General features: G+C 58.9%; 21 protein-coding genes and 2 tRNA genes. 7 read left to right on the forward strand and 16 right to left on the reverse strand.

The window, feature by feature from the left end; all coding sequences use genetic code 11:
- Nucleotides 1-2: 2 nt before the first annotated feature.
- Nucleotides 3-76: transfer RNA gene (locus tag GHO42_RS21810), tRNA-Asp, on the reverse strand.
- A gap of 19 nt (nucleotides 77-95) precedes the next feature.
- Nucleotides 96-171: transfer RNA gene (locus GHO42_RS21815), tRNA-Val, on the reverse strand.
- A gap of 160 nt (nucleotides 172-331) precedes the next feature.
- Between GHO42_RS21815 and rdgC the strand changes: the two genes are divergently transcribed.
- The 3 genes from rdgC (at nucleotide 332) to sugE (ending at nucleotide 2,784) form a co-directional block, all read left to right on the forward strand.
- The gene (gene rdgC / locus GHO42_RS21820) at nucleotides 332-1,252 is read left to right on the forward strand and encodes a recombination-associated protein RdgC (protein WP_153327362.1); all 921 of its coding nucleotides are present in this window, start codon (nucleotides 332-334) and stop codon (nucleotides 1,250-1,252) included.
- A gap of 133 nt (nucleotides 1,253-1,385) precedes the next feature.
- Nucleotides 1,386-2,351, forward strand: a complete 966-nt coding sequence (locus GHO42_RS21825) for a bile acid:sodium symporter family protein (RefSeq protein WP_153327360.1) — start codon at nucleotides 1,386-1,388, stop codon at nucleotides 2,349-2,351.
- Nucleotides 2,352-2,469: 118 nt separating this feature from the next.
- Nucleotides 2,470-2,784: a quaternary ammonium compound efflux SMR transporter SugE gene (sugE, locus tag GHO42_RS21830; protein ID WP_095003103.1), complete on the forward strand. Its 315-nt coding sequence runs from the start codon at nucleotides 2,470-2,472 to the stop codon at nucleotides 2,782-2,784.
- 96 nt (nucleotides 2,785-2,880) lie between these two features.
- On the opposite strand, the gene GHO42_RS21835 is transcribed toward sugE, so the two are convergent.
- Nucleotides 2,881-4,755 carry an MFS transporter gene (locus tag GHO42_RS21835; protein WP_153327372.1) on the reverse strand — a complete coding sequence of 625 codons (1,875 nt, stop codon included), beginning with the start codon at nucleotides 4,753-4,755 and terminating at the stop codon, nucleotides 2,881-2,883.
- Between the two features lie 115 nt (nucleotides 4,756-4,870).
- Nucleotides 4,871-6,022, reverse strand: coding sequence for a TDT family transporter (locus GHO42_RS21840; RefSeq protein WP_095003101.1), 1,152 nt, complete (start codon nucleotides 6,020-6,022; stop codon nucleotides 4,871-4,873).
- A gap of 241 nt (nucleotides 6,023-6,263) precedes the next feature.
- On the opposite strand from GHO42_RS21840, the gene GHO42_RS21845 reads away from it, so the two are divergent.
- A complete protein-coding gene (locus tag GHO42_RS21845; protein WP_153327358.1) occupies nucleotides 6,264-9,734 on the forward strand; it encodes a PAS domain-containing hybrid sensor histidine kinase/response regulator in 3,471 nt (1,156 codons plus the stop codon).
- Nucleotides 9,735-9,847: 113 nt separating this feature from the next.
- Here the strand turns inward: GHO42_RS21845 and rmuC are convergent, their stop codons facing one another.
- Both rmuC and GHO42_RS21855 read right to left on the reverse strand, forming a co-directional pair.
- Nucleotides 9,848-11,212, reverse strand: coding sequence for a DNA recombination protein RmuC (gene rmuC / locus GHO42_RS21850; RefSeq protein WP_165446514.1), 1,365 nt, complete (start codon nucleotides 11,210-11,212; stop codon nucleotides 9,848-9,850).
- Nucleotides 11,213-11,384: 172 nt separating this feature from the next.
- On the reverse strand, nucleotides 11,385-11,708 hold the full coding sequence (locus GHO42_RS21855) for a hypothetical protein (protein WP_095003098.1): 324 nt from the start codon (nucleotides 11,706-11,708) through the stop codon (nucleotides 11,385-11,387).
- A 972-nt stretch (nucleotides 11,709-12,680) separates the two neighbouring features.
- Here GHO42_RS21855 and GHO42_RS21860 point away from each other — a divergent pair.
- The 3 genes from GHO42_RS21860 to GHO42_RS21870 all read left to right on the forward strand — a co-directional run bounded on the left by GHO42_RS21860 (nucleotide 12,681) and on the right by GHO42_RS21870 (nucleotide 15,099).
- Nucleotides 12,681-12,905, forward strand: coding sequence for a hypothetical protein (locus tag GHO42_RS21860; RefSeq protein ID WP_019407963.1), 225 nt, complete (start codon nucleotides 12,681-12,683; stop codon nucleotides 12,903-12,905).
- Between the two features lie 266 nt (nucleotides 12,906-13,171).
- On the forward strand, nucleotides 13,172-13,651 hold the full coding sequence (locus GHO42_RS21865) for a hypothetical protein (RefSeq protein ID WP_153327355.1): 480 nt from the start codon (nucleotides 13,172-13,174) through the stop codon (nucleotides 13,649-13,651).
- Nucleotides 13,652-13,797: 146 nt separating this feature from the next.
- Nucleotides 13,798-15,099, forward strand: coding sequence for an OmpP1/FadL family transporter (locus tag GHO42_RS21870; protein ID WP_153384183.1), 1,302 nt, complete (start codon nucleotides 13,798-13,800; stop codon nucleotides 15,097-15,099).
- Between the two features lie 86 nt (nucleotides 15,100-15,185).
- On the opposite strand, the gene GHO42_RS21875 is transcribed toward GHO42_RS21870, so the two are convergent.
- The 10 genes from GHO42_RS21875 to cobD all read right to left on the reverse strand — a co-directional run.
- Nucleotides 15,186-15,737: a glutathione peroxidase gene (locus GHO42_RS21875; RefSeq protein ID WP_153327370.1), complete on the reverse strand. Its 552-nt coding sequence runs from the start codon at nucleotides 15,735-15,737 to the stop codon at nucleotides 15,186-15,188.
- A gap of 54 nt (nucleotides 15,738-15,791) precedes the next feature.
- The gene (locus GHO42_RS26245) at nucleotides 15,792-15,914 is read right to left on the reverse strand and encodes a hypothetical protein (protein ID WP_254925250.1); all 123 of its coding nucleotides are present in this window, start codon (nucleotides 15,912-15,914) and stop codon (nucleotides 15,792-15,794) included.
- The gene (locus GHO42_RS21880) at nucleotides 15,911-17,119 is read right to left on the reverse strand and encodes an MFS transporter (protein WP_095003094.1); all 1,209 of its coding nucleotides are present in this window, start codon (nucleotides 17,117-17,119) and stop codon (nucleotides 15,911-15,913) included. Before GHO42_RS21880 ends, GHO42_RS26245 begins: the two co-directional genes overlap by 4 nt.
- Before the next feature lie 52 nt (nucleotides 17,120-17,171).
- Complete coding sequence (locus GHO42_RS21885) at nucleotides 17,172-17,585, reverse strand: MarR family winged helix-turn-helix transcriptional regulator (protein ID WP_095003093.1); 414 nt, start codon at nucleotides 17,583-17,585, stop codon at nucleotides 17,172-17,174.
- A gap of 89 nt (nucleotides 17,586-17,674) precedes the next feature.
- Entirely contained in the window at nucleotides 17,675-18,406 is a 732-nt protein-coding gene (locus GHO42_RS21890) for an adenosylcobinamide-GDP ribazoletransferase (protein ID WP_095020937.1), read from the reverse strand.
- Nucleotides 18,406-18,984: an alpha-ribazole phosphatase family protein gene (cobC, locus tag GHO42_RS21895; protein WP_095020936.1), complete on the reverse strand. Its 579-nt coding sequence runs from the start codon at nucleotides 18,982-18,984 to the stop codon at nucleotides 18,406-18,408. The genes GHO42_RS21890 and cobC overlap by 1 nt, the downstream gene beginning before the upstream one ends.
- The gene (gene cobT / locus GHO42_RS21900; RefSeq protein ID WP_153327353.1) at nucleotides 18,981-20,036 is read right to left on the reverse strand and encodes a nicotinate-nucleotide--dimethylbenzimidazole phosphoribosyltransferase; all 1,056 of its coding nucleotides are present in this window, start codon (nucleotides 20,034-20,036) and stop codon (nucleotides 18,981-18,983) included. Before cobT ends, cobC begins: the two co-directional genes overlap by 4 nt.
- Nucleotides 20,033-20,554 carry a bifunctional adenosylcobinamide kinase/adenosylcobinamide-phosphate guanylyltransferase gene (gene cobU, locus GHO42_RS21905; RefSeq protein WP_095003089.1) on the reverse strand — a complete coding sequence of 174 codons (522 nt, stop codon included), beginning with the start codon at nucleotides 20,552-20,554 and terminating at the stop codon, nucleotides 20,033-20,035. The genes cobT and cobU overlap by 4 nt, the downstream gene beginning before the upstream one ends.
- Before the next feature lie 94 nt (nucleotides 20,555-20,648).
- Entirely contained in the window at nucleotides 20,649-22,100 is a 1,452-nt protein-coding gene (locus GHO42_RS21910) for a cobyric acid synthase (RefSeq protein ID WP_153327351.1), read from the reverse strand.
- A partial coding sequence (gene cobD, locus GHO42_RS21915) for a threonine-phosphate decarboxylase CobD (RefSeq protein WP_153384184.1) occupies nucleotides 22,097-22,950 on the reverse strand: 854 nt, incomplete at its 5' end. The genes cobD and GHO42_RS21910, both read right to left, overlap by 4 nt.

Below are 22,950 nucleotides of genomic sequence, written 5' to 3' on the forward strand. Positions count from 1 at the left end.
GGCGCAGCGGACGGGACTCGAACCCGCGACCCCCGGCGTGACAGGCCGGTATTCTAACCGACTGAACTACCGCTGCGCGTAACACTGTGAGCGAATGGTGGGTGATGACGGGATCGAACCGCCGACCCTCTGCTTGTAAGGCAGATGCTCTCCCAGCTGAGCTAATCACCCTTTCACTCTCGGTGTGGCGCGCATTCTACGGAGCGACTTATAGTCTGGCAAGTACTTTTTAAAATAATTTTCCCAAGCACTACAAAGGCTTAGCGCAGGGTTGGCCTATTAAGGTTATCAAGCGAATAATGCGTCTTTGTATATAGGAGTGATTCACCCCATGTGGTTCAAAAACCTGCTTATCTATCGCCTGACCCAAGATCTGCCATTTGATGCACAGGTGCTGGAAACTGCACTGGCCACCAAACTGGCCCGCCCGTGTTCAAGCCAGGAAGTAGCCACCTACGGTTTCGTTGCCCCGTTCAGCAAAGGCGAAGACGCCCCGCTGGTTCACGTCAGCCAGGACTTCCTGCTGATTGCCGCCCGCAAAGAAGAGCGCATCCTGCCGAGCAGCGTGGTGCGTGATGCATTAAAGGAGAAGGTCGAAGAGATCGAGGCCGAGCAAATGCGCAAGGTCTACAAAAAGGAACGCGATCAGCTCAAGGATGAAATCATCCAGGCGTTTCTGCCCCGCGCCTTTATCCGCCGCTCCGCCACCTTTGCCGCCATCGCGCCAAAACAGGGCCTGATCCTGGTTAACGCCTCCAGCCCGAAACGCGCCGAGGATTTACTGTCCACCCTGCGTGAAGTGATCGGCTCGCTGCCGGTTCGCCCACTGGCAGTCAAGGTTGCACCAAGTGCGGTGATGACGGAATGGGTCAAGACCCAGAAAGCCGCCGACAACTTCTTTGTCCTCGACGAATGCGAGCTGCGCGACACCCATGAAGATGGCGGCATCATCCGCTGCAAGCGCCAGGACCTGACCAGCGACGAAATCCAGCTGCACTTGAGCACTGGCAAAGTCGTAACCCAGCTGTCGCTGGCCTGGCAGGACAAACTGTCGTTCGTACTGGACGACAAACTGGTGGTCAAACGCCTGAAATTCGAAGACCTGCTGCAAGACCAGGCCGAACAGGACGGCGGTGATGACGATCTGGGCCAGCAGGACGCCAGCTTCACCCTGATGATGCTGACCTTCGGCGAGTTCTTGCCACAGCTGTTTGAAGCACTGGGCGGCGAAGAGATCCCACAGGGCATCTAAACACCCGCTGCAATCGTTTTTTTTGTGGGAGCGAGCCTGCTCGCGAAAGTAGCGCCACGGCGCTCACGAGATCTTCGCGAGCAGGCTCGCTCCCACAATCATATCCACCAGAACAACCACAATAAGGACCACCATGCGCGCACTTGCTGCCTTAAGCCGCTTTGTCGGTAATACCTTTGCTTACTGGGTTCTGATTTTTGCCGTGCTGGCGTTTCTTGAGCCAGCCTGGTTTGTTGGCCTTAAAGGCTACATCGTGCCGCTGCTTGGCGTGGTGATGTTCGGCATGGGCCTGACCCTCAAACTCGATGACTTCGCCGAAGTCGCCCGTCACCCCTGGCGTGTGGCGCAGGGTGTGGTTGCACATTTCGTGATCATGCCCGGCGTGGCGTGGTTGCTTTGCCAGGTGTTCCACCTGCCACCGGAAATCGCCGTTGGGGTGATCCTGGTCGGTTGCTGCCCAAGCGGTACCTCGTCCAATGTCATGACCTGGCTGGCCCGGGGCGATCTGGCGCTGTCGGTGGCGATTGCCGCCGTGACCACCCTCCTCGCCCCCTTGTTGACCCCGGCCCTGATCTGGCTGCTGGCGTCGGCCTGGCTGCCGGTTTCGTTTATGGAGCTGTTCTGGTCGATCCTGCAGGTTGTGTTGCTACCGATTGTGCTCGGCGTACTGGCCCAGCGCCTGCTTGGCGCACGGGTGCGCTTTGCCGTCGATGTGCTGCCGCTGGTGTCAGTGGTCAGCATCGTGATTATCGTCGCCGCCGTGGTGGCGGCCAGTCAGGCGCAAATCGCCAAGTCCGGCTTGCTGATTATGGCCGTGGTGATACTGCACAATAGTTTCGGCTATTTGCTCGGCTACTTTACCGGCCGTCTGTTCAAATTGCCCCTGGCCCAGCGTAAATCCCTGGCCCTGGAAGTCGGCATGCAGAACTCGGGGCTGGGCGCGGCTCTGGCCAGCGCCCACTTCTCGCCGTTGGCGGCCGTGCCCAGTGCGCTGTTCAGCGTTTGGCACAATATTTCGGGGGCGCTGCTGTCGACCTATTTCCGGCGCATGAGCGAAAAAGAAGATCGCCTGGCAGCAGCCAAGGCTGCTATTGAGTGAAAAATCGGGGTTGCCTGTGGGAATAATCATGTGCAATATACTGCGCACTGCGAGGACGACCTCGCGACTCATCGAGTGATTATTCCGGGGACGACCCCATCAGTTGATGGAGAAGACCATGTCCTGGATCATTCTGTTTTTCGCCGGCCTGTTTGAAGTTGGCTGGGCTGTAGGCCTTAAGTACACCGACGGTTTCAGCCGCCCGTTGCCGACGGCCCTGACTGTAGGCGCCATGATCATCAGCCTTGGCTTGCTGGGTCTGGCCATGAAAGAACTGCCGCTGGGCACTGCCTACGCAATCTGGACGGGCGTTGGCGCGGTGGGCACTGTGATTGCCGGGATCATCCTGTTTGGTGAATCCATGGCGTTGTTCCGGCTGGCCAGTGTTGCACTGATCATTGCCGGCCTGGTGGGCCTTAAAGTCAGCACATAGCACGAAAAACTGTGGGAGCGGGCTTGCTCGCGATTGGGCCGACCTGGTATTCGAGTCCCCCTTCGCGAGCAGGCTCGCTCCCACAGTGTCTTTGATTTACTGCACAGCCCCGCGCAACGCCATCACCCGCTCACGCAACAGCTTTTGCGTGGCCTCCCCGGCCGCTATCGGCGTACCTGCAACCAGCGTCACCCGCGACCACAAGCGATGAAAAAAGCCCTTGTGCGGATCGCGACTGAAAAAACTGCCCCACAGCCCCTGCAACGCCATCGGAATCACCGGCACCGGCGTGCGCTCCAGAATCCGCATCACCCCCGCCTTGAACTCGTCGATCTGTCCGTCCGTGGTGAGCTTGCCCTCAGGGAAGATGCACACCAGTTCGCCGTCAGCCAGATAGCGGGCAATCCTGTCGAATGCCTGATCATGGATTGCTTCATCTTCCCCCCGACCGGCAATGGGAATGGTCCCCGCAGTACGAAAGATAAAGTTCAGAACCGGCAAATCGTAAATTTTGTAATACATGACAAAGCGAATCGGACGACGCACTGCGCCGCCTATCAACAGCGCATCGACATACGACACATGGTTACACACCAGCAACGCCGCCCCCTCATCCGGGATCAGCTCCAGGTGCTTGTGCTGCACGCGGTACATGGAATGGCCCAGCAGCCAGATCAAGAAGCGCATGCTGAATTCAGGCACGATTTTGAAGATGTAGGCGTTGACCGCAATATTCATCAACGACACCACCAGAAACAACTCGGGGATCGTCAGCCCGGCCACGCTGAGCAACAGGATGGTGACCAGTGCCGACACCACCATGAACAGCGCATTGAGGATATTGTTGGCCGCGATCACCCGCGCCCGCTCGCTCTCCGAGGTGCGCGACTGGATCAGCGCATACAACGGCACTATATAGAAGCCGCCAAACACGCCGAGCCCAAGAATATCCAGCAGCACCCACCAGGCCTGGCTGAAACCCAGCACGCCCAGCCAGTCGTTGGCCTGGATGTTTTGCGGCATCAGCCCCGAATGCCACCACAGCAACAGGCCAAATACGGTCAAGCCAAACGAACCAAAGGGCACCAGCCCAATTTCGACCTTGCGCCCCGACAGTTTCTCGCACAACAACGACCCCAGTGCGATACCCACTGAAAACACTGTAAGGATCAACGTCACAACGGTCTCGTCGCCAGACAGCCAGTCCTTGGCGTAGGCCGGGATCTGCGTCAGGTAGATCGCACCAACAAACCAGAACCACGAATTGCCCACCACGGAACGGGATACCGCAGGCGTCTGATTCAGACCCAGGCGCAGAGTGGCCCAGGATTCGCTGAAAATATTCCAGTTCAGCCGCAACTGCGGCGTATCTGCCGGCGCAGACGGAATGGCGCGACTGGCCAGGTACCCCAGCACTGCGACCGCGATAATCACCAGCGAAACGATAACCGTGTAATTGCCGGAGGACAGCATGATCCCGGCGCCAATGGTGCCCGCCAGAATCGCCAGAAAAGTGCCCATTTCCACCAGGCCATTACCCCCCACCAGCTCTTCAGGTCGCAGGGTCTGCGGCAGTATCGAGTACTTGACCGGGCCGAACAGCGCCGAATGGGTGCCCATCGCGAACAATGCGACCAGCATCAATGCCAGGTGGCCGAATGCAAAGCCAATGGCTGCAACCACCATGATGGCGATTTCGCCCAGCTTAATCAGACGAATCAGACGGTCCTTGGCGTACTTTTCACCAAACTGACCGGCCAGGGCCGAGAACAGGAAAAAAGGCACGATAAACAGCAACGCGCACAGATTGACCCAGATACCCCGGTCACCTTCGATATTGAGCTTATAAAGGATGGCCAGAATCAGCGATTGCTTGAACAGGTTGTCATTGAGCGCGCCCAGGGCCTGGGTCACGAAAAAAGGCAGGAAGCGGCGCTTGCCTAGCAAGCTGAATTGCGAGGGGTGACTCATCATCCATGTACTCACGTTGCGCTGAAGGGCTTTCTCTTTGGAGGGCCGTTGTAACACTCAGGGCACAACCTTGCTCGGGTTCTGTGCAAAGGCGCACAGAACCCGAGGGTACGTTTTACTTCTTCAACCCGGCAATGCAGGGCGAGACAAACAACTCGCCGCGATAAGCCCCTTGCACGGTGCGCTTGCCGACCAACAGCCACATCAGCGCCAGTGCCAGCACCAGGATGCAACCGGCTACATCAAAGAAGCTCAGGTGCAGCATGCTGCCCAGGCGCAGGGTGGCCAGCGAGTACACCCCCAGCGGGAAGGTGAAGCCCCACCAGCCCAGGTTGAACGGGATGCCCGAGCGGAAGTAGCGAATAGTGATCAATGCCGCCATCACAATCCACCACAAGCCCACACCCCACAGAATCACCCCGCTGATCAGGCCCAGGCCTTCGACAATCTCACCGATTCGTGCCAGGCCATTGGCCGCAAAAATTTCCGGGGCATCGGCACCCAGCAACAGCAGGCCCAGTGCACCCGTACCGATAGGGCCTAACGCCAGCCAGCTGGATGCAGCCATGCTCTCGTGGGGCAGTTTATGCAGCGCCATGCGCAGGATCAAAATGGTCAGGATGCTGAATGCCACCGGCACCGAAAACGCCCACAGTACATAGCTGGTAATCAGCACATGAAACTGCGTGACGGTATCGCTCAGATACGGTGCCAGGAGACCGCCACTGGCTGCCGCAACCTCAGCGGCCACCACCGGCAGCAGCCAGACAGCAGTCATCTGGTCGATGCTGTGATCCTGACGGGTAAACATCAGATAGGGGATCAGCACGCCACAGCCCAGCGCCATGGCCACATCGATCCACCACAGCACTTCGGCCACCTGCACCATGCCGTCACCCCAGCGCGGCACGCCGAACACCAGAAAACCGTTGATGATGGTGGCCAGGCCCATGGGGATGGTGCCAAAGAACATCGACACTGTGGAGTGCCCGAAAATGCGCTGCGCCTCGTCGAAATACAACATCCAGCGCGCGCCATAAAGCACGCTGAATAGAATAAACAGACCGATATTGAACAACCACAACCCTTCGGCAAAGGCATGTACACCGGGAATATGCACCGGTAATTGAGCCAGGGCCAAGGCCAAAACCCCCGTACCCATGGTCGCGGCAAACCAGTTCGGGGTGAACTGGCGGATCACTTCGCGAGGGTGCTGCAAGTGGCTAAATGGCCGAAAAGCGGCTTTGGCTTTGTTTGGGCAAGTCATGGGTTCCTCCTGAGCCTCGTTTGAGGTGCAATTAGAGTAGAACCAAATCGAATATCTATATAACGGGTAATTTCTCTAACTGTTATCTACTGCACCTATATAAGATCATATCGACCAACTTCAAACCCTGCGACACCAGGCCGCGCTCAGACCATGGTCGACACTGACGCGCTCCGAACATCATGCGAGACTAGCTGTCTCAAGCGGGATTGCTTGCGGTCTTATACCTTCAGGAGCGTCCATGTCGTTGTCCAGCGGGCTGATTGCCGCCGTTGCCCTGGCCTATATGGCCATTATGTTTGCCATTGCCTTTTATGGTGACCGGCGCAGCAAACCACTGCCGCCGCGGGTTCGCGCGTGGGTGTATAGCCTGTCGCTGGCGGTGTACTGCACCAGCTGGACGTTCTTCGGCGCCGTTGGTCAGGCCGCCGAACAACTCTGGGCATTCCTGCCGATTTACCTGGGGCCGGTACTGCTGCTGGTATGCGCGCCCTGGGTGCTGCAAAAGATGGTGATGATCAGCAAACAGGAGAACATCACCTCGATTGCCGACTTTATCGCCGCCCGCTATGGCAAGTCCCAGTCACTGGCAATTGTGGTGGCATTGATCTGCCTGGTGGGCGTGTTGCCCTATATCGCCCTGCAGCTCAAAGGCATTGTGCTGGGGGTCAACCTGCTGATCGGCGCCGGCGCCGATGCAACCGGCTCGAGGGTCGAGGACACGGCGCTGATCGTGACCCTGGTGCTGGCGCTGTTCACCATCCTCTTCGGTACCCGCAACCTCGATGCCACCGAGCACCACCGCGGCATGGTGCTGGCGATTGCCTTTGAGTCGCTGGTCAAGCTGTTCGCCTTTCTCGCCGTCGGCGCCTTCGTAACCTATGGGCTGTATGACGGCTTCGACGATCTGTTCAATCAAGCCATGCTCGCACCGCGGCTTGAGGAGTACTGGAAAGAAACCGTCAATTGGCCCTCGATGATCGTCCAGACTGGCGTGGCCATGATGGCGATTATCTGCCTGCCCCGTCAGTTCCACGTTACCGTGGTGGAAAACATCGAACCCCAGGACTTGCAACTGGCCAAATGGGTGTTCCCGGCCTATCTGATTCTGGCCGGGCTGTTTGTAGTGCCCATCGCCCTGGCCGGGCAAATGTTGCTGCCAAGCTCGGTATTACCGGATTCATTCGTGATCAGCCTGCCCCTGGCCCAGGCCCACCCGGCGCTGGCCTTGCTGGCTTTTATCGGCGGTGCATCGGCGGCCACCGGCATGGTCATCGTGGCCAGCGTGGCGCTGTCGACCATGGTTTCCAACGACATGCTGCTGCCATGGCTGTTGCGCCACAAAAACGCCGAGCGCCCGTTCGAGGTGTTCCGCCACTGGATGCTTTCGGTGCGGCGCGTGTCGATTGTGGTGATTCTGCTGCTGGCCTATGTCAGCTACCGCCTGCTGGGCTCGACCGCCAGCCTGGCCACCATTGGCCAGATTGCCTTCGCTGCCGTCACCCAACTGGCGCCGGCCATGCTCGGCGCCCTGTACTGGAAGCAGGCCAACCGCCGGGGGGTTTTCGCCGGACTGGCGACGGGCACCTTTATCTGGTTTTACACCCTGGTACTGCCGATCATCGCCCACAGCTTTGGCTGGCACCTGAGCCACTTCCCTGGGCTGGCGTGGCTGCACAGTAACCCGCTGGGCCTTTCGATCACCCCGCTGACACAGGGTGTAGTGCTGTCACTGGCAGGCAACTTCACCCTGTTTGCCTGGGTTTCGGTGCTGTCGCGAACCCGCGTGTCAGAACACTGGCAGGCCGGACGTTTTATCGGCCAGGAGCTGAGCAGCCACCCCAGCGGTCGTTCGATGCTGTCGGTACAGATCAATGACCTGCTGGCCCTCGCCGCACGCTTTGTCGGCGAAGAACGCGCGCACCAGAGCTTTATTCGCTTCGCCTACCGTCAGGGCAAGGGCTTTAACCCTAACCAGAACGCCAATGGCGAATGGATCGCCCACACCGAACGGCTACTGGCCGGTGTGCTCGGCGCGTCCTCTACCCGTGCGGTAGTAAAAGCGGCGATTGAAGGCCGGGAAATGCAGCTGGAAGACGTGGTGCGGATTGCCGACGAAGCGTCCGAAGTACTGCAGTTCAACCGCGCCTTGCTCCAGGGCGCCATTGAAAACATCACCCAGGGCATCAGCGTGGTCGACCAGTCACTTAAGCTGGTGGCCTGGAACCGCCGTTATCTGGAATTGTTCGACTACCCGGAGGGGTTGATCAGCGTGGGGCGCCCGATTGCTGACATTATCCGCCACAACGCTGAACGCGGCCTGTGCGGCCCCGGCGAAGCCGAAGTGCATGTGGCCCGGCGCCTGCACTGGATGCGCCAGGGTCGGGCGCATACCTCCGAGCGCCTGTTCCCCAATGGCCGCGTCATCGAGCTGATCGGCAATCCGATGCCCGGCGGCGGTTTCGTCATGAGCTTCACCGACATCACCGCGTTCCGCGAAGCTGAACAGGCCCTGACCGAAGCCAATGAAGGCCTGGAGCAACGTGTTGCCGAGCGCACCTTTGAACTGTCGCAGTTGAATCAGGCGTTAACCGAAGCCAAAGGCGTGGCTGAAACAGCCAGCCAGTCGAAAACCCGTTTTCTGGCAGCAGTAAGCCATGACCTGATGCAGCCCATGAACGCGGCACGCCTGTTCTCGTCTGCTCTTTCTCATCAAGAGGAAGGCTTGAGCGCCGAAGCCCGCAAGCTGGTGCAGCATCTGGACAGCTCACTGCGCTCGGCTGAAGACCTGATCAGCGACCTGCTGGATATTTCCCGCCTGGAAAACGGCAAGATCACGCCCGACATCAAGCCTTTTGCCATAAATGACCTGTTCGAAACCCTGGGCAATGAGTTCACTGCACAGGCCCAGGAACAGGGCCTGAGCTTCCGGGTTCACGGTAGCCGCGTGCGGGTCAACAGTGATATCAAACTGCTGCGCCGGATCCTGCAAAATTTCCTCACCAATGCCTTCCGCTACGCCAAGGGCCCGGTATTGCTGGGCGTACGCCGACGCGGCAGTGAGCTATGCCTTGAGGTGTGGGACCGTGGCCCGGGCATCCCGGAAGACAAACTGCAGGTCATTTTTGAAGAATTCAAACGCCTCGACAGCCACCAGACCCGCGCCGAAAAAGGCCTGGGCCTGGGCCTGGCCATCGCCGACGGCTTGTGCCACGTACTTGGGCACAGCCTGCAAGTGCGCTCATGGCCCGGCTTTGGCAGCGTATTCAGCGTGCGCGTGCCGATGGCAAAGAGCCAGGCCGCACCGCAGCCGGTGGTCTCCGAGCAGAATGGCCAACCGCTAACAGGCGCCCGAGTGCTGTGTATCGACAATGAAGACAGCATCCTGATCGGCATGCAAAGCCTGCTGACACGCTGGGGCTGCCAGGTCTGGACAGCGCGCAACCGCGAAGAATGCGCGGCGTTGCTCAATGAAGGCGTGCGGCCGCAGTTGGTACTGGTTGATTACCATCTGGATGATGGCGAGGTCGGGACAGAGCTGATGCGCTGGCTAAGAGCCCAGTTGGGCGAGCCTGTACCGGGCGTGGTCATCAGCGCCGATGGCCGCCCCGAGATGATCGCCGAGGTGCATGCGGCCGGTCTTGAGTATCTGCCCAAGCCGGTCAAGCCCGCCGTGCTGCGGGCGCTGCTGAGCAGGCATGTGCCGCTCTAGCTGAGCGCCCTTGTGGGAGCGGGCTTGCTCGCGATAGTGCCAACTCGGTTTACTTGCAGAGCCTGGTTGATGCCATCGCAGCAAGCCCGCCCCCACAAAGCCTTGCACACCGCTTATTCCGCCGGGTGGGCGACACCCTCTTCGTCGGTCATGGCCCGCTCCAGCAGGTCGGCTGGCAGGCTCTTGCTGGCCCGGGCCCCCAGCAGCTTGAGCTGTTCGCTGCGGCTGACCAGATTGCCGCGGCCTTCCGTCAGCTTATTACGAGCTGAGCTGTAGGCCTTGTCCAGCTGCTGCAGGCGATTGCCCACTTCATCCAGATCCTGAATAAACAAAACAAACTTGTCGTACAGCCAACCGGCACGCTCGGCAATTTCGCGGGCGTTCTGGCCTTGGCGCTCCTGTTTCCAGAGGCTGTCGATTACCCGCAAGGTGGCCAGCAGCGTGGTTGGGCTGACGATCACGATATGACGATCAAATGCTTCCTGAAACAAGTTGGGCTCGGCCTGCAACGCCGCCGAAAAAGCCGCTTCGATGGGCACGAACAACAACACGAAATCCAGGCTGTGCAACCCCTCCAGACGCTTGTAGTCCTTGCTGGCCAACCCTTTCACATGATTGCGCAGCGATAGCACATGCTGCTTGAGCGCCGCCTGCCCGATCACGTCGTCGTCAGCCCCCACATATTGCTGATAAGCCGTCAGGCTGACCTTGGAGTCGACCACCACCTGCTTGTCACCGGGCAACATGATCAATACGTCTGGCTGGAAACGCTCTCCGTCCGGCCCCTTGAGGCTGACCTGAGTCTGGTACTCGCGGCCCTTCTCAAGCCCCGCGTGCTCCAGCACCCGCTCCAGAATCAACTCACCCCAGTTACCCTGGGTCTTCTGGCCTTTGAGGGCGCGAGTCAGGTTGGTCGCCTCATCGCTCAGGCGCAAATTCAACTGCTGCAGGCGCTCCAGTTCTTTGCCGAGGGAAAAGCGCTCCCGCGATTCCTGCTGATAGCTTTCTTCGACGCGTTTTTCAAACGACTGAATGCGTTCTTTAAGCGGATCGAGCAACTGCCCGAGGCGCTCATTGCTGGTTTCGGCGAAACGCTGCTCGCGCTCATCAAAGATCTTGCCCGCCAGCTCGGCAAACTGGGCCCGCAGCTCGTCCCGGGAACCCTGCAGGTCGTTCAGTCGTTGCTGATGGCTGTCTTGCTGTTCACGCAACTCTGCAGCCAGCCCAGACGCATGGGCATCCAGGCGCCGCAGTTCGACTTCTTTCTGGTTGCGCTCCAGGTTCCAGGCATGGGCGGCGTCGCGCCCATTGTCGCGCTCCACCTGCAAGAGCTCTACTTCGCGGCTCAATGCTGCCAGCTCGGCCTGCTTGGCGGCATTGGCCTGACCCAGGTCACTGACCTCGTCGCGACAGGCATCCAGCTGGGCGCCCAGACCTTCCTGGGCCAACTGCGCCGTATTCAAACGCTCGTTGAGCAACGCCAGCTCAGCGGGATGGCTGCCGAGTTTGCGTTGCAACTGCCAGATTAACGCCAGCAACGGCACGCCCGCTGCTGCCAGGCCAAGCAACAGGCTGCTTAGATCCAGGGCCATAAACCCTCCGCACGAGGTAAAAGAACAAGGTTAACCAACAGGCCGCGCCGAAGACAGCTCAGTCTTGGGTCTTGTTCAATTCCTGCTGGGCCAGACGATCACCGGCGCGAGCGGCCTGACGCAACAGTTCGTGGCCAATGCGCTGATCGCGGGCGCTGCCGCATTCACGGCACATCAACTGGCCCAAACGGCTTTGCGCCAGCACCACGCCCTGGCGGGCAGGTTGCTTGAGCAAATGACCGGCAACGTGTTTGACGCTGGGGCTGGCGCTCAGGCGCGGGTTATCCAGCAGCCAGATCGCGACCCGCAAAGAAAAGCGTTTGGGTGCTTCAGTGGATGTATTGGGACGAGCAACAGAGGAAGTAGCGGTGCGGAACTTCATACGACACTGTAGGGCAGAACAGAAGGCGCGCCACTCTACTCCTTTTTTCGTCCGGGTAAAGCCCAAAAAAGTCGATACCCTTGATCTAGAGCAAGCGCTTTGGACAATCCACAGATCCTGTGGATAAGTCAGTGGACAACCTTGCTTTAACCCCCGCAAACGCCCACCCCGCGCGGCCTCAGGTCAAACTGTCGATTTTTTCACCAATTAAAAAAAACGATGTTTTTCATTGACTTAAATTTACAAGGCAGGCTAGCAAGAGCAAAACACGGGTATCTGCGCTGATTTTGCCACCAGCACTGTTAATGTGCACAAGCTCACATTCAGAGCAAAAAACCGGGCCTTTACCGGGCACGGCTTGCACGCTGACGCACCGCTGCGGCGCTTCATTCAAGGGGCTTGTTGCCGACAGAACACACACACCGCGCTACTGGCGAAACCGCTGAAATGTACTAGTCAGCGCCACACGCCAACCTGAGGTTGCGGCATGGCCACATAAAGTATTTTTGCTAGCATACTTGCGTTTAAAAATTCAACCCGTTAGTATCCGCAGCGTTAGTACCAAGCTGAAAGTCAATTCGGGCCGAACAAATCCCTCCAGCACCTCGCAAAAAGCGAACGTAAGCTGAACAAACGGGATCGACCCCCTCGATGGTTTCCAGGTAAATCTTGCGACGATACGGCCTCTGCACAAACGCACAGGGTATCGCGAAGTTCTTTTACTCTGACCGAACCAACCTGCAAATTGATCAGGATCTTCACCCGGAGCACGGAACCTTAGCTCCTGTTGTGACTGCCTGCCCTCCTAAGTACCTACCTGCCAGCCCAAGCGCCACATACTTAATGCGCTCCAACTGGCGGCTTTGTTCCAGTCAGGTTCTTCGTCCAGCCAAAGAATGGCTCGACGTCACTGGAACGTTTTAACGCAGCACGGATCAGATTCCGTGTCATTTGTAGGAACACCTAATAACTATGTCTACTCAAATCCATACTCAGGATGCCATTCGCACCCTAACCAACGCCTTTGCCCCAATGAACTGCCTGATTATGGCTGCTCGCAAAGGATGCTTCAGTTTCACCCTGGTCAACGAACACGGTATTGCCCGTCACAGCGAACGCCTGTACCCCGACCAGTATTCCAGCGCAGAACCTCTGCAAGCTGTGATCGAGCGTACCCGTCAGGCCCTGATTGCCTGACAGCTTGAGCGCTACACATCAAGCCCTGCCTGATTAACAGGGCTTTTTATTGCCTGCACTTTAAGAAATATCCGGCATTGTTTAATTACTTGCGGATATATAGCCCGCTGACCGAAGCTTTAAATGTTTTAAAAACATAACTTTACAGCGAGAATCTGACACTACACTTCAACTCAAGCGGCATGATCCGCTTCCAGCGACCCCTTCCGATCCACTGCTGCCAAGCGCATGGGCCTCGCTGGTCATTTTCAGGCCTCGAGGACTTTATGGGTATCGCTGCCAGAGAGTTGAGCCATTACGTGATCCGGCCAACGCTTCTGTATCTGGGGCAAGACAACCCGGATGCAGAAGCTTTGTTGCTAGGTATTGCGGCCAGCCAGTCGCACCTGGGCTCGGCCCTGCACGATCGCCACGGTCACGGCCTTTATTGCATACGTGAGATACGCCATGCGGACCTGTGGTACCAATACTTGGCCCACGACCCGGATCTGGCGAGCCTGGTTCGCGGGCTGGCCAGTCAGCATGCGTTTTTGTGCAGCCCTCATATCGAGCTCACGGTTAATTTGCGCTACGCCACCGCCATTGCCTGGCTGTTGATAGAGCAACACAAAGTCGTTGTCCCCGCGGCTGACGATTTATTGGGCATGGCAAGGATCTGGCGCCAAGCCTTTGAACCACATGGACGTTTGCGCGATTTTGCCCACGCCTGGCACAGCTGCGTCTCACCTCTCAACCAGATTGCTTGAGATTCCCACCTACTATAACAACGTGTAAATGATTTAAAACCGGTCGGATTGTCCTACAAAACATCGCTATCTTCTTCGATTTAGCCTATAGCGCAACCACAAAAATGTTGGTAGTTTTCGTCCGGTGATCATAAGGAGTTCTAATAATGAAAAAAGTAATGCTCAAGACCACACTTGGCCTCGCCGTCACTTTGGCTTCCAGCCAGATTTTCGCTAGCAGCTTCGCACTCAACGAACAAAGCGTCAGCGGTATGGGGACCGGCTTCGCAGGTCGTTCATCTTCTGCCGACGATGCAAGTACCGTTTTCGGTAACCCTGCCGGTATGTCCCGCCTCAGCGGCCAGCAAGTAACAGGCGGTATCGCTGTTATTGATGCTTCGACCGATATCAAGGATGCCCGTGGCAGCATATCGGGTACCAATAAAGGCGACATGGTTCCATTTACTGCCGTCCCTATGGGCTTTTACACCAACAAGCTCAATGACGAGTGGGCCGTAGGCTTCGGTGTTTATGCTCCGTTCGGCCTTGTGACCGACTACGAAAGCAGCTTCCAGGGCCGCGGCTTCGGCAGCAAAAGCGAAGTAAAAGTTGTAACCCTGCAACCTACCGTCAGCTATGCATTCAACGACAAGGTATCGATCGGCTTTGGCCCGACCATTAACCGCATCGCCGGCACACTCGAGTCCGAAGTCAGACTGACCCCGAACCCACTGGCCGGGGCAGGCGACAGCAATGTAAAAATCAAGGGCGACGATACCGCTCTGGGCTTTAACGTTGGTGTATTGGTACAGGCTACCGATACCACTCGCGTTGGTTTGACTTACCACTCCAAGGTTAAATACAAGCTCGAAGGCCACACTAACGTCACGGCCAGCAGCGACCCGTTCACGGCTGCCCGCCTGAAAAGCAACCGTTATGACGCCTCGCTGAAAATCGACACCCCTGAATCCTGGGACCTGTCGGTTACACAAGAAATCAATGACGCGTGGAAGGTTTATGCAGGTACTACCTGGACTCGCTGGAGCCGCCTGAAAGACATCACCGTAGAGAACGAAGGCGTAACCGCCGCTGCCGGCGGCGCCGCATCGCCCGCACTGTTCAGCACCATCAAGGAAGAGCAGAACTGGCACGATACCTGGGCATACGCCATCGGTACTTCGTACCAGTTGAACAAGCAGTGGGTACTGCGTACCGGTCTGACCTGGGACCAGTCGCCTACCAACAATGAAAATCGCTCGCCACGTATCCCTACCGGCGACCGTACCATTTTCAGCTTGGGTGCCGGTTATGCCGTCAATGACAACCTGAACATTGACGTGGCTTATTCCTACCTCAAGGAAGAGTCCGTCAAGGTTGATGACGCCAAACCTCAGATCGGTAGTTACTACAGCTCCAAATATGAAAACAGCGCTAACGGTTTTGCTGTAGGTGCAACCTACAAGTTCTGATTCTCCGCGAGGCTAATCCCCTCGCCAGCTGAATCAAAAAAAGCCCCGCTCTCGTTACCGAGGCGGGGCTTTTTAATGGCTGCGATTCAGGGCTTTGAAGCAATGGCCTTGTCGATAGCCTCGATCAATTCAGGACTGTCGGGCTTGGTTAAACTGGAGAAGCTGGCAATCACATTGCCCTGGCGATCCACCACATACTTGTAGAAGTTCCACTTCGGCGCATTGCTCTGCTCGGCCAGTACCTTGAACAGGTGCGCGGCATCAGGCCCGCGCACATGCTGCGGATCGATCATGGTGAACGTCACGCCATAGTTGACGTAGCACACCTTGGCCGTCTCCTCACCATCCTTGGCCTCTTGCTTGAAGTCGTCTGAAGGCACGCCGATCAGCTCCAGCCCCTGGCCCTTGTAGCGCTGGTTCAACGCCTCAAGCCCCTTGAACTGCGGAGCAAATCCGCAAAAACTCGCGGTATTGACGATCAACAGCGGTTTACCGGCAAAGCGCTGGCACAGATCAATCGATTCCTTGGCCCGCAACTTGGGCAACGAGCCCTCCAGTAAAGGCGGGCAATCCGCCGCCCAGACCGAACCGGCGCAGGCCAACAGCAATACAGGCATCGCAATCCAGCACTTAAGCATCATCGGTGTCCTTGAGAAAGAGGCAAGCTCAGAACTTACTCATCCGCCGCTACACTAGCAAGCACCCATACCCAACTGCATCAAGGCCAGCCCACCCTGATGCCAGCCCCACCAGACAAGAGCCAGCAACAAGGCACCGGCACTGACTGCACCCAACCAGATCCAGCTTGCACTCATCCTAAACTCCCTTGCGCCTGCAAACGGGCCACCGGGCGCTCGCGCACGGGCCAGTTCAAGGCAGCCGCCAACAGGCTCAACAAAATCGAGACTTGCCAGATCAGATCATAGCTGCCTGTCTGATCATAGACCACGCCACCCAGCCAGCCGCCCAGAAAAGCCCCCAGCTGATGGAAGAGAAATACGATCCCGCCCAGCATCGACAGGTTACGCACGCCAAACAGGGTCGCCACCGTGCCATTGGTCAGCGGTACCGTCGACAACCACAAAAAGCCCATGGCCATGCCAAACAGGTAAGCGCTGAGTTGTGTGATCGGCGCCCACAAAAACAATACGATTACCACCGCCCGCGCCAGGTACAAGGCCGTCAGCAAGCGCGGCTTGGACATGCGCCCGCCGAGCCAGCCAGCCGTGTAAGTACCGAAGATATTAAACAGACCGATCAGCGCCAGCACCGTGGTGCCAACTGTCGCCGGCAAATGCTGATCCACCAGATAGGCTGGCAGGTGGACACCGATAAACACCACCTGAAAGCCGCAAACAAAAAAACCCAACGCCAGCAGCCAGAAGCCCGAATGCGAGCAGGCCTCACGCAGGGCCTCCCTGAGGGTTTGCTCACCGCCCAGGCTTGGCAGCGGACGATCCTTGAGCATGCCCACTAATGGCACAATCATCGCCACCAGCACGCCCAACACCAAAAGCGCCGTCGACCAGCCGAGCCAGCCAATAAGACCCAGGGTGCCGGGCAACATGGCAAATTGACCGAAAGACCCTGCGGCACTGGCGATGCCCATGCCCATGCTGCGTTTTTCTGCAGGCAGGGCACGGCCAACCACCCCCAGAATTACCGAGAACGATGTGCCCGACAGGCCGATACCGATCAGCAACCCCGCACTCAACGACAGCGACAGCGGTGAATCCGCCAACCCCATCAGCAACAGCCCTACGGCATACAGCACGCCGCCAACGATCACCACTTTCGCCGCGCCAAAGCGATCAGCCAACGCCCCGGTAAAGGGCTGTGCCAAGCCCCAGATCAGATTTTGCAGGGCGATGGCAAATGCAAACACCTCACGCCCCCAGCCAAACTGCGCGCTCATGGGCGGCAGAAACAACCCGAAGCCATGCCTGACACCCAACGACAATGCCAGAATGAGCGCACTGCCAAGAAGAACCCAAGCGCTGTTGCGCCACACCGTTGTCATTATTATTCTCCGGAAGCGGGTATATACCCATTTAAAGTCAAACGACTGAGTATCAGTCTTTACCCGCCAGCTCATCCAACAGTTGCAACAGCTGCGCACGCCTGGTTTCGCCCAAACGGTCCATCAAGCGCTGCTGCGCAGCCTCCCAGGCCGGCAAGGCAGCCGCAAGGCAGTCCTCACCTGCCCGAGTCAGGCACACCAACCGGTTACGCTGGTCTGCGCCCTCAGTCATCTTCAGCAACCCAGCGCCCTCAAGCACCCGCACATTACGCCCCAAGGTACTGCGATCCAGCCCCATGGCTTCTGCCAGGGTGGAAATGCTCGGTTGATCGAGCCGCTTGAGATTGCACAGCAAGGAATACTGGGCGACGTTGATCCCGAAGCCATCGAGAGCGCCGTCGTAATGCCTGCTCACGCCACGTGCAGCACGTCGCAGATTGGTACATAAACACTGGGTTGGTAACATTTTGTATGTATATACCCGCAATAAAAGACAATCAAGATTTATGTAACGCCACCCGCCCGGTTTTTTTGTGGGAGCGGGCACGTGCACCGTCAGATCAGCGCCAATCCTACCAGCACCAGCACTTCGAGCAATTCCAGCAGCGCCCCGGCGGTATCCCCGGTAGTGCCGCCCAAACGACGGATCATCACCCTGCGCAACCAAACGAACCCCAGCGCTGCCAGGCCAAGCGCCCACCACCCCGAATAACCGACCAACAGTACACAAACCAGGGCACTAAGCCCCAGCACCCACCAGCCTGCCTTGCGTGGCAGATGATCAGCCAGCGCCTGCCCCAAGCCACCCGCGCGCACATAGGGCGTAGTCAGGAATACTGCCAGCAAAGCACTGCGCCCGATCAAAGGGACAATCAGCAAGGCAGTACCGTTGCCCTGCTCAAGCAACGCCAGCAGCGCGCAAAACTTGAGCAACAGCACCAGAATCAACACAACCACCGCAATCGGCCCGCTGCGCGGATCTTTCATGATGGTCAGCGTACGCTCACGATCACCAAAACCGCCTAACCAGGCATCTGCACTATCAGCCAGGCCGTCCAGATGCAAACCGCCACTGAGCAACACCCAAAGGGTCAGCAACAAGGCGGCGTGCAACATCAACGGCGCATCGGACAACAGCCCGCTAACGCCGTACAGCAGCAGGCCGAACAACAATCCCACCAGCGGGTAAAACAACAAAGAGCGCCCCAGTTCTTGAGGCTGGGGCATCCCGGGCAAGCGAATCGGCAAGCTGCTTAAAAACTGCAGGGCAATCCAGAACGGCAACATCACTCGTCGACCTCGAGCAACTGATCATCCGCACCGACCCGCAAACCAATGAGCGCGCCGTGGCCCACAGGCACTTGCAACAGATGCTCACGGGGTAAGCCTCGGGCCCGGGCCAGCAACAGTTTCATCACCCCGCCATGGCACACCACGAGCAGCCGCTCACCGGCGAACTGCTGCTGCAAACGACTGACGGCAGACAGCACACGCGTCGAAAACGCCAGCACTGGTTCACCCTCGGGCGGAGTAAAAGCATAGGGATCAGCCCAGAACAAGCCCAGGGCCTGCTCGTCGGTTTCCATCAGCGCCGCAGCACTGCGCCCTTCCCACGCACCAAAATGCAGCTCTTGCAGATCTTTGTCGAAAGACACGGGAATATCGAGCTGCACGCTCAACTCCCGGGCAAACAATGCACAACGCTGCAACGGCGAGCTGACGATACGATCCCACGGCCCTTTGCCCTGGACCGCATCACGCATTTGCGTCCAGCCCAGAGCCGTCAAGGCGTCGTCCAGGCTGCCGCGCAAACCGCCTCCCAGCTCGGTTTCGCCATGACGCAGCAAATCCAGCTGTACGGTCATGCCGGGCGATCTGCCACTGCGGCTTGGGCAAACGTCGCCATCTGCCCGTGCAGGTCGCAGGCCAGGCGCATCAATGGCACCGCCAACGCAGCACCGCTGCCCTCGCCCAGGCGCAATCCCAGATCAAGCAGTGGCTCGGCCTGCAGGCTCTCGAGCACATGACGATGGCCCTGCTCTGCCCCGCGATGGCTGAACACCAGCCACTCACGACACTGTGGATTCAGGCGCACGGCGACCATGGCCGCAACGGTGCAGATAAAGCCATCGACCACCGCTACAATCCCCTCCTGAGCGCAGGCCACATAAGCACCGACCAGGGCTGCAATTTCAAAGCCACCCAGACGAAACAGGGTCCGCAGCGGATCACCGAGATGCCCCTCGTGAAACGCCAGCGCCCGCTCAATCACCCGTGCCTTGTGGCTCACTCCCGCCGCATCCAGGCCAGTACCCGGCCCGGTCAACAGCGAAGCCGGACAAGCGAGCAACGCACTGGCCACCGCACTCGCGGACGCCGTGTTACCGATGCCCATTTCACCGCCAATAAACACTTCACTGCCTGCCGCCTGCGCCCGCAGCACGCTGTCGCGCCCGGCCTGCAGGGCTCTCAAACCCTGGCTGTCAGACATCGCCGGGGCCTGGACGAAATTGGCCGTACCCGCACCCAACTGCAGGTGCCGCACCCCGGCCAGCTCCAGCATCGGCGTGACCGTGCCCAGGTCCACGACATCCAGTTGCGCACCCAACTGACGGGCCAACACGCTGATCGCCGCGCCGCCGCTGACAAAGTTATGCAGCATTTGCCCGGTCACCGCCTGCGGATAAGCCGAGACACCCTCGGCAACCACGCCGTGATCGCCGGCGAAAATGCCGATCCAAAGTTGATCGACACGGGGCTTGAGCCGCCCTTGCAACCCGGCCAGTTGCACTGCCAGCGCCTCAAGTTGACCTAGCGAGCCCGCGGGTTTGGTCAGTTGTTGCTGATGCTCGCCCGCAGCAGCTTGCATGTCACGATCAACGGGTTTGCAGGGCTTCAGCCACCAGGGGGTGCTCATAGTGCAGTTCCTTTCAACGTCAGGGGCAGGCCAGCCACTGTCAACACGACTCGCTGACAGCGCTCGGCCAGGGCTTGATGCAACCAACCGGCTTCATCGACATAGCGGCGAGTCAATTCGCCCAGCGGTACGACACCCATTCCGGTTTCGTTGCTGACAAACAGGATTTCGCCCGGCAGCTCAGCCAGGCATTCCAGCAGCGCATCACGCTCGGCGTTCAGGCGCTGAAGGTCTTCAAGCATCAGCAGGTTGGTCAGCCATAGCGTCAGGCAATCAACCAGCAGGCAAGCATCGGCGCGCGCGTTGTCGCGCAGTACGCGGGCCAATTCGACCGGTTCTTCAATCAGCGCCCAATGTTCAGGGCGGCGTTCGCGATGATGACGCACGCGCTCATTCATCTCGCCGTCCAGCGGCTGGCTGGTGGCGATATAGGTAACAGCACAGCCAGACTCGGCCGCGAGCTTTTCAGCCAGACGGCTCTTGCCCGAACGGGCGCCACCCAAAATCAGTTGCAGCATGTCAAATAACCTCTGGAAATGCGGCAAGTCCACTGTGGCAGAGAGCCTGCTCGCGAAGTGGCATTGTTCGCGAGCAGGCTCGCTCCCACACGATTCAAATTCCGCACAGTTCGCGCAAGTACGCCGTATCCAGGTGGTTTTCCACCAGATCCGCCAGCCGCTCGATATCCCGCTCGCGCAGGGCGTGGTAGTCCACGGCCTGCACATCCTGCAAACCGGCCCAGCGCAACAACGCGCTGCAAGCGGCAGGGGATTCGAACAGGCCATGCAGGTAAGTACCGAGAATCTGCCCGTCCGCGCTTTGTGCACCCTCACGGCGTCCGTCATCCAGATGCACTGCCGGTTGCTCCAGAGCAGCCCCCGTCGTCACGCCCGCGTGGATTTCGTAACCCATGACCTCGGCGTTTTCCAGGGCCAGATGCCCGCGCACATTGCGTAACTGTTTTTCGGCAGCCAGTTCGGTACTGAATGCCAGCAAGCCCAGCCCGGCACTGCTGCCCGCAGTGTCTTCAAGGCCCAGCGGGTCGTGCACCTGCTCACCAAGCATCTGCAAACCGCCGCAAATGCCCAGCAGCTTGCCGCCATAGCGCAAGTGACGGCTGATGACCGTGTCCCAGCCATTGGCGCGTAAATAGGCCAGATCACTGCGCACGCTTTTGGAACCGGGCAGGATGATCAGGTCGGCAGGCGGGATAGGCTGCCCCGGCCCGACAAACTGCAAGTCCACTTGCGGGTGCAGGCGCAGCGGGTCGAAGTCGGTGTGGTTGCTGATGCGCGGCAGCACCGGCACCACCACCTTGAGCACCTGGTCGGCCTTGTCGGTCTGGCGCTGGTCGATGCCGTCTTCGGCCTCGAGGTGCAAGTCCATAACATAGGGCAGCACACCGATCACCGGTTTGCCGGTGCGCTGCTCCAGCCAGTCGAGGCCGGGCTGGAGCAGCGCAATATCGCCGCGAAAGCGGTTGATGATAAAGCCCTTGACCCGCGCCTGCTCGGTGTCCGAGAGCAATTCCAGAGTACCGACCAGATGAGCAAACACGCCACCACGATTGATATCGGCGATCAGCACCACCGGGCAGTCCACCGCTTCGGCAAAGCCCATGTTGGCGATATCACCGGCCCGTAGATTGATCTCGGCCGGCGAACCGGCCCCTTCTACCATCACCACCGGGTACGCCGCACTCAAACGCTGGTGCGAGGCCAGAACGGCCTGCATGGCGATGGCCTTGTAATCGTGATACGCCACGGCATTCATGCTGGTGACAGCACGACCATGAATGATTACCTGGGCTCCGGTGTCGCTATTGGGCTTGAGCAGCACCGGGTTCATGTCCGTGTGCGGTGCCAGCCCGGCTGCCTGTGCCTGTACTGCCTGGGCGCGACCGATTTCACCGCCTTCGGCAGTCACGGCACTGTTGAGCGCCATATTTTGTGGTTTGAACGGCACCACCGCCACGCCCTGACGGGTCAGCCAGCGGCACAGGGCCGTCACCAGGGTGCTTTTACCGGCATCGGACGTGGTGCCCTGCACCATCAACGTGCTCATAAGGATTCCTTGGTGTACGCCGCCAGAGCCTGCTCCAGGCGCAGCCAGTCAGCTTCTTCGGCTGGCAGGCCAAAACGCACGCTGCTGTTGTGGGTAAACAGGCGCAGCAAAATGCCGCGGTGCGCCATAAACTCGTAAAGGCTATCGGCATGGGAGGTGATCAACCACTGGAACAGCGCACAGCCCCCTTGCGGCGGCAGATCATGCAAGCCCAACAGACGTTCCAGACGCCCGCTGGCCAGTTCGCTGCGTTCGCGCTGACGAGCTTGGGCCTCGGAGTCGAGCAGGCAGGCCTGGCCGACAATCCGCGTCGGGCCGCTGACCGCCCAGGGACCGACTTGCTCGGCCAGCAACTTGAGTAACTTGAGTTCAGCCAGCACAAAACCCAGCCGAACGCCCGCCAGGCCAAAAAACTTGCCGAAAGAGCGCAATACGATCAACCCGGTACGCTGGGTATGCGCGGCCAGGCTCAGTTGCGGCGTGTTGTCCATAAAGGCTTCGTCCACCACCAGCCAGCCGCCGCGCTGCATCAGCCGCGCATGCCACTCCAGCAGGCGTTCCGGGGTCAGACTCAAGCCCGTGGGATTGTTGGGGTTGACCACCACCAGCACATCCAGTGTGTCGATGTAGAAGTCGATTTCCTGCTCCATGATTTCCCGCACGATATGCCCGCTGCGCCGCCACGCATGGGCATGCTCGGCGTAACACGGCGACAGCACGCCAACCTTGCCGCTACGGCGCAAACGCGGCAGCAACTGAATGGCACACTGTGAACCCGGTACCGCCAGCACATGCGGCGCGCCGTAATAGGCGCAGGCCGCTTGCTCAAGGCCGCCATCGGCCTCAGGCA

The organism is Pseudomonas sp. FSL R10-0056, from assembly GCF_009600105.1.
Lineage (GTDB): Bacteria > Pseudomonadota > Gammaproteobacteria > Pseudomonadales > Pseudomonadaceae > Aquipseudomonas > Aquipseudomonas bubulae.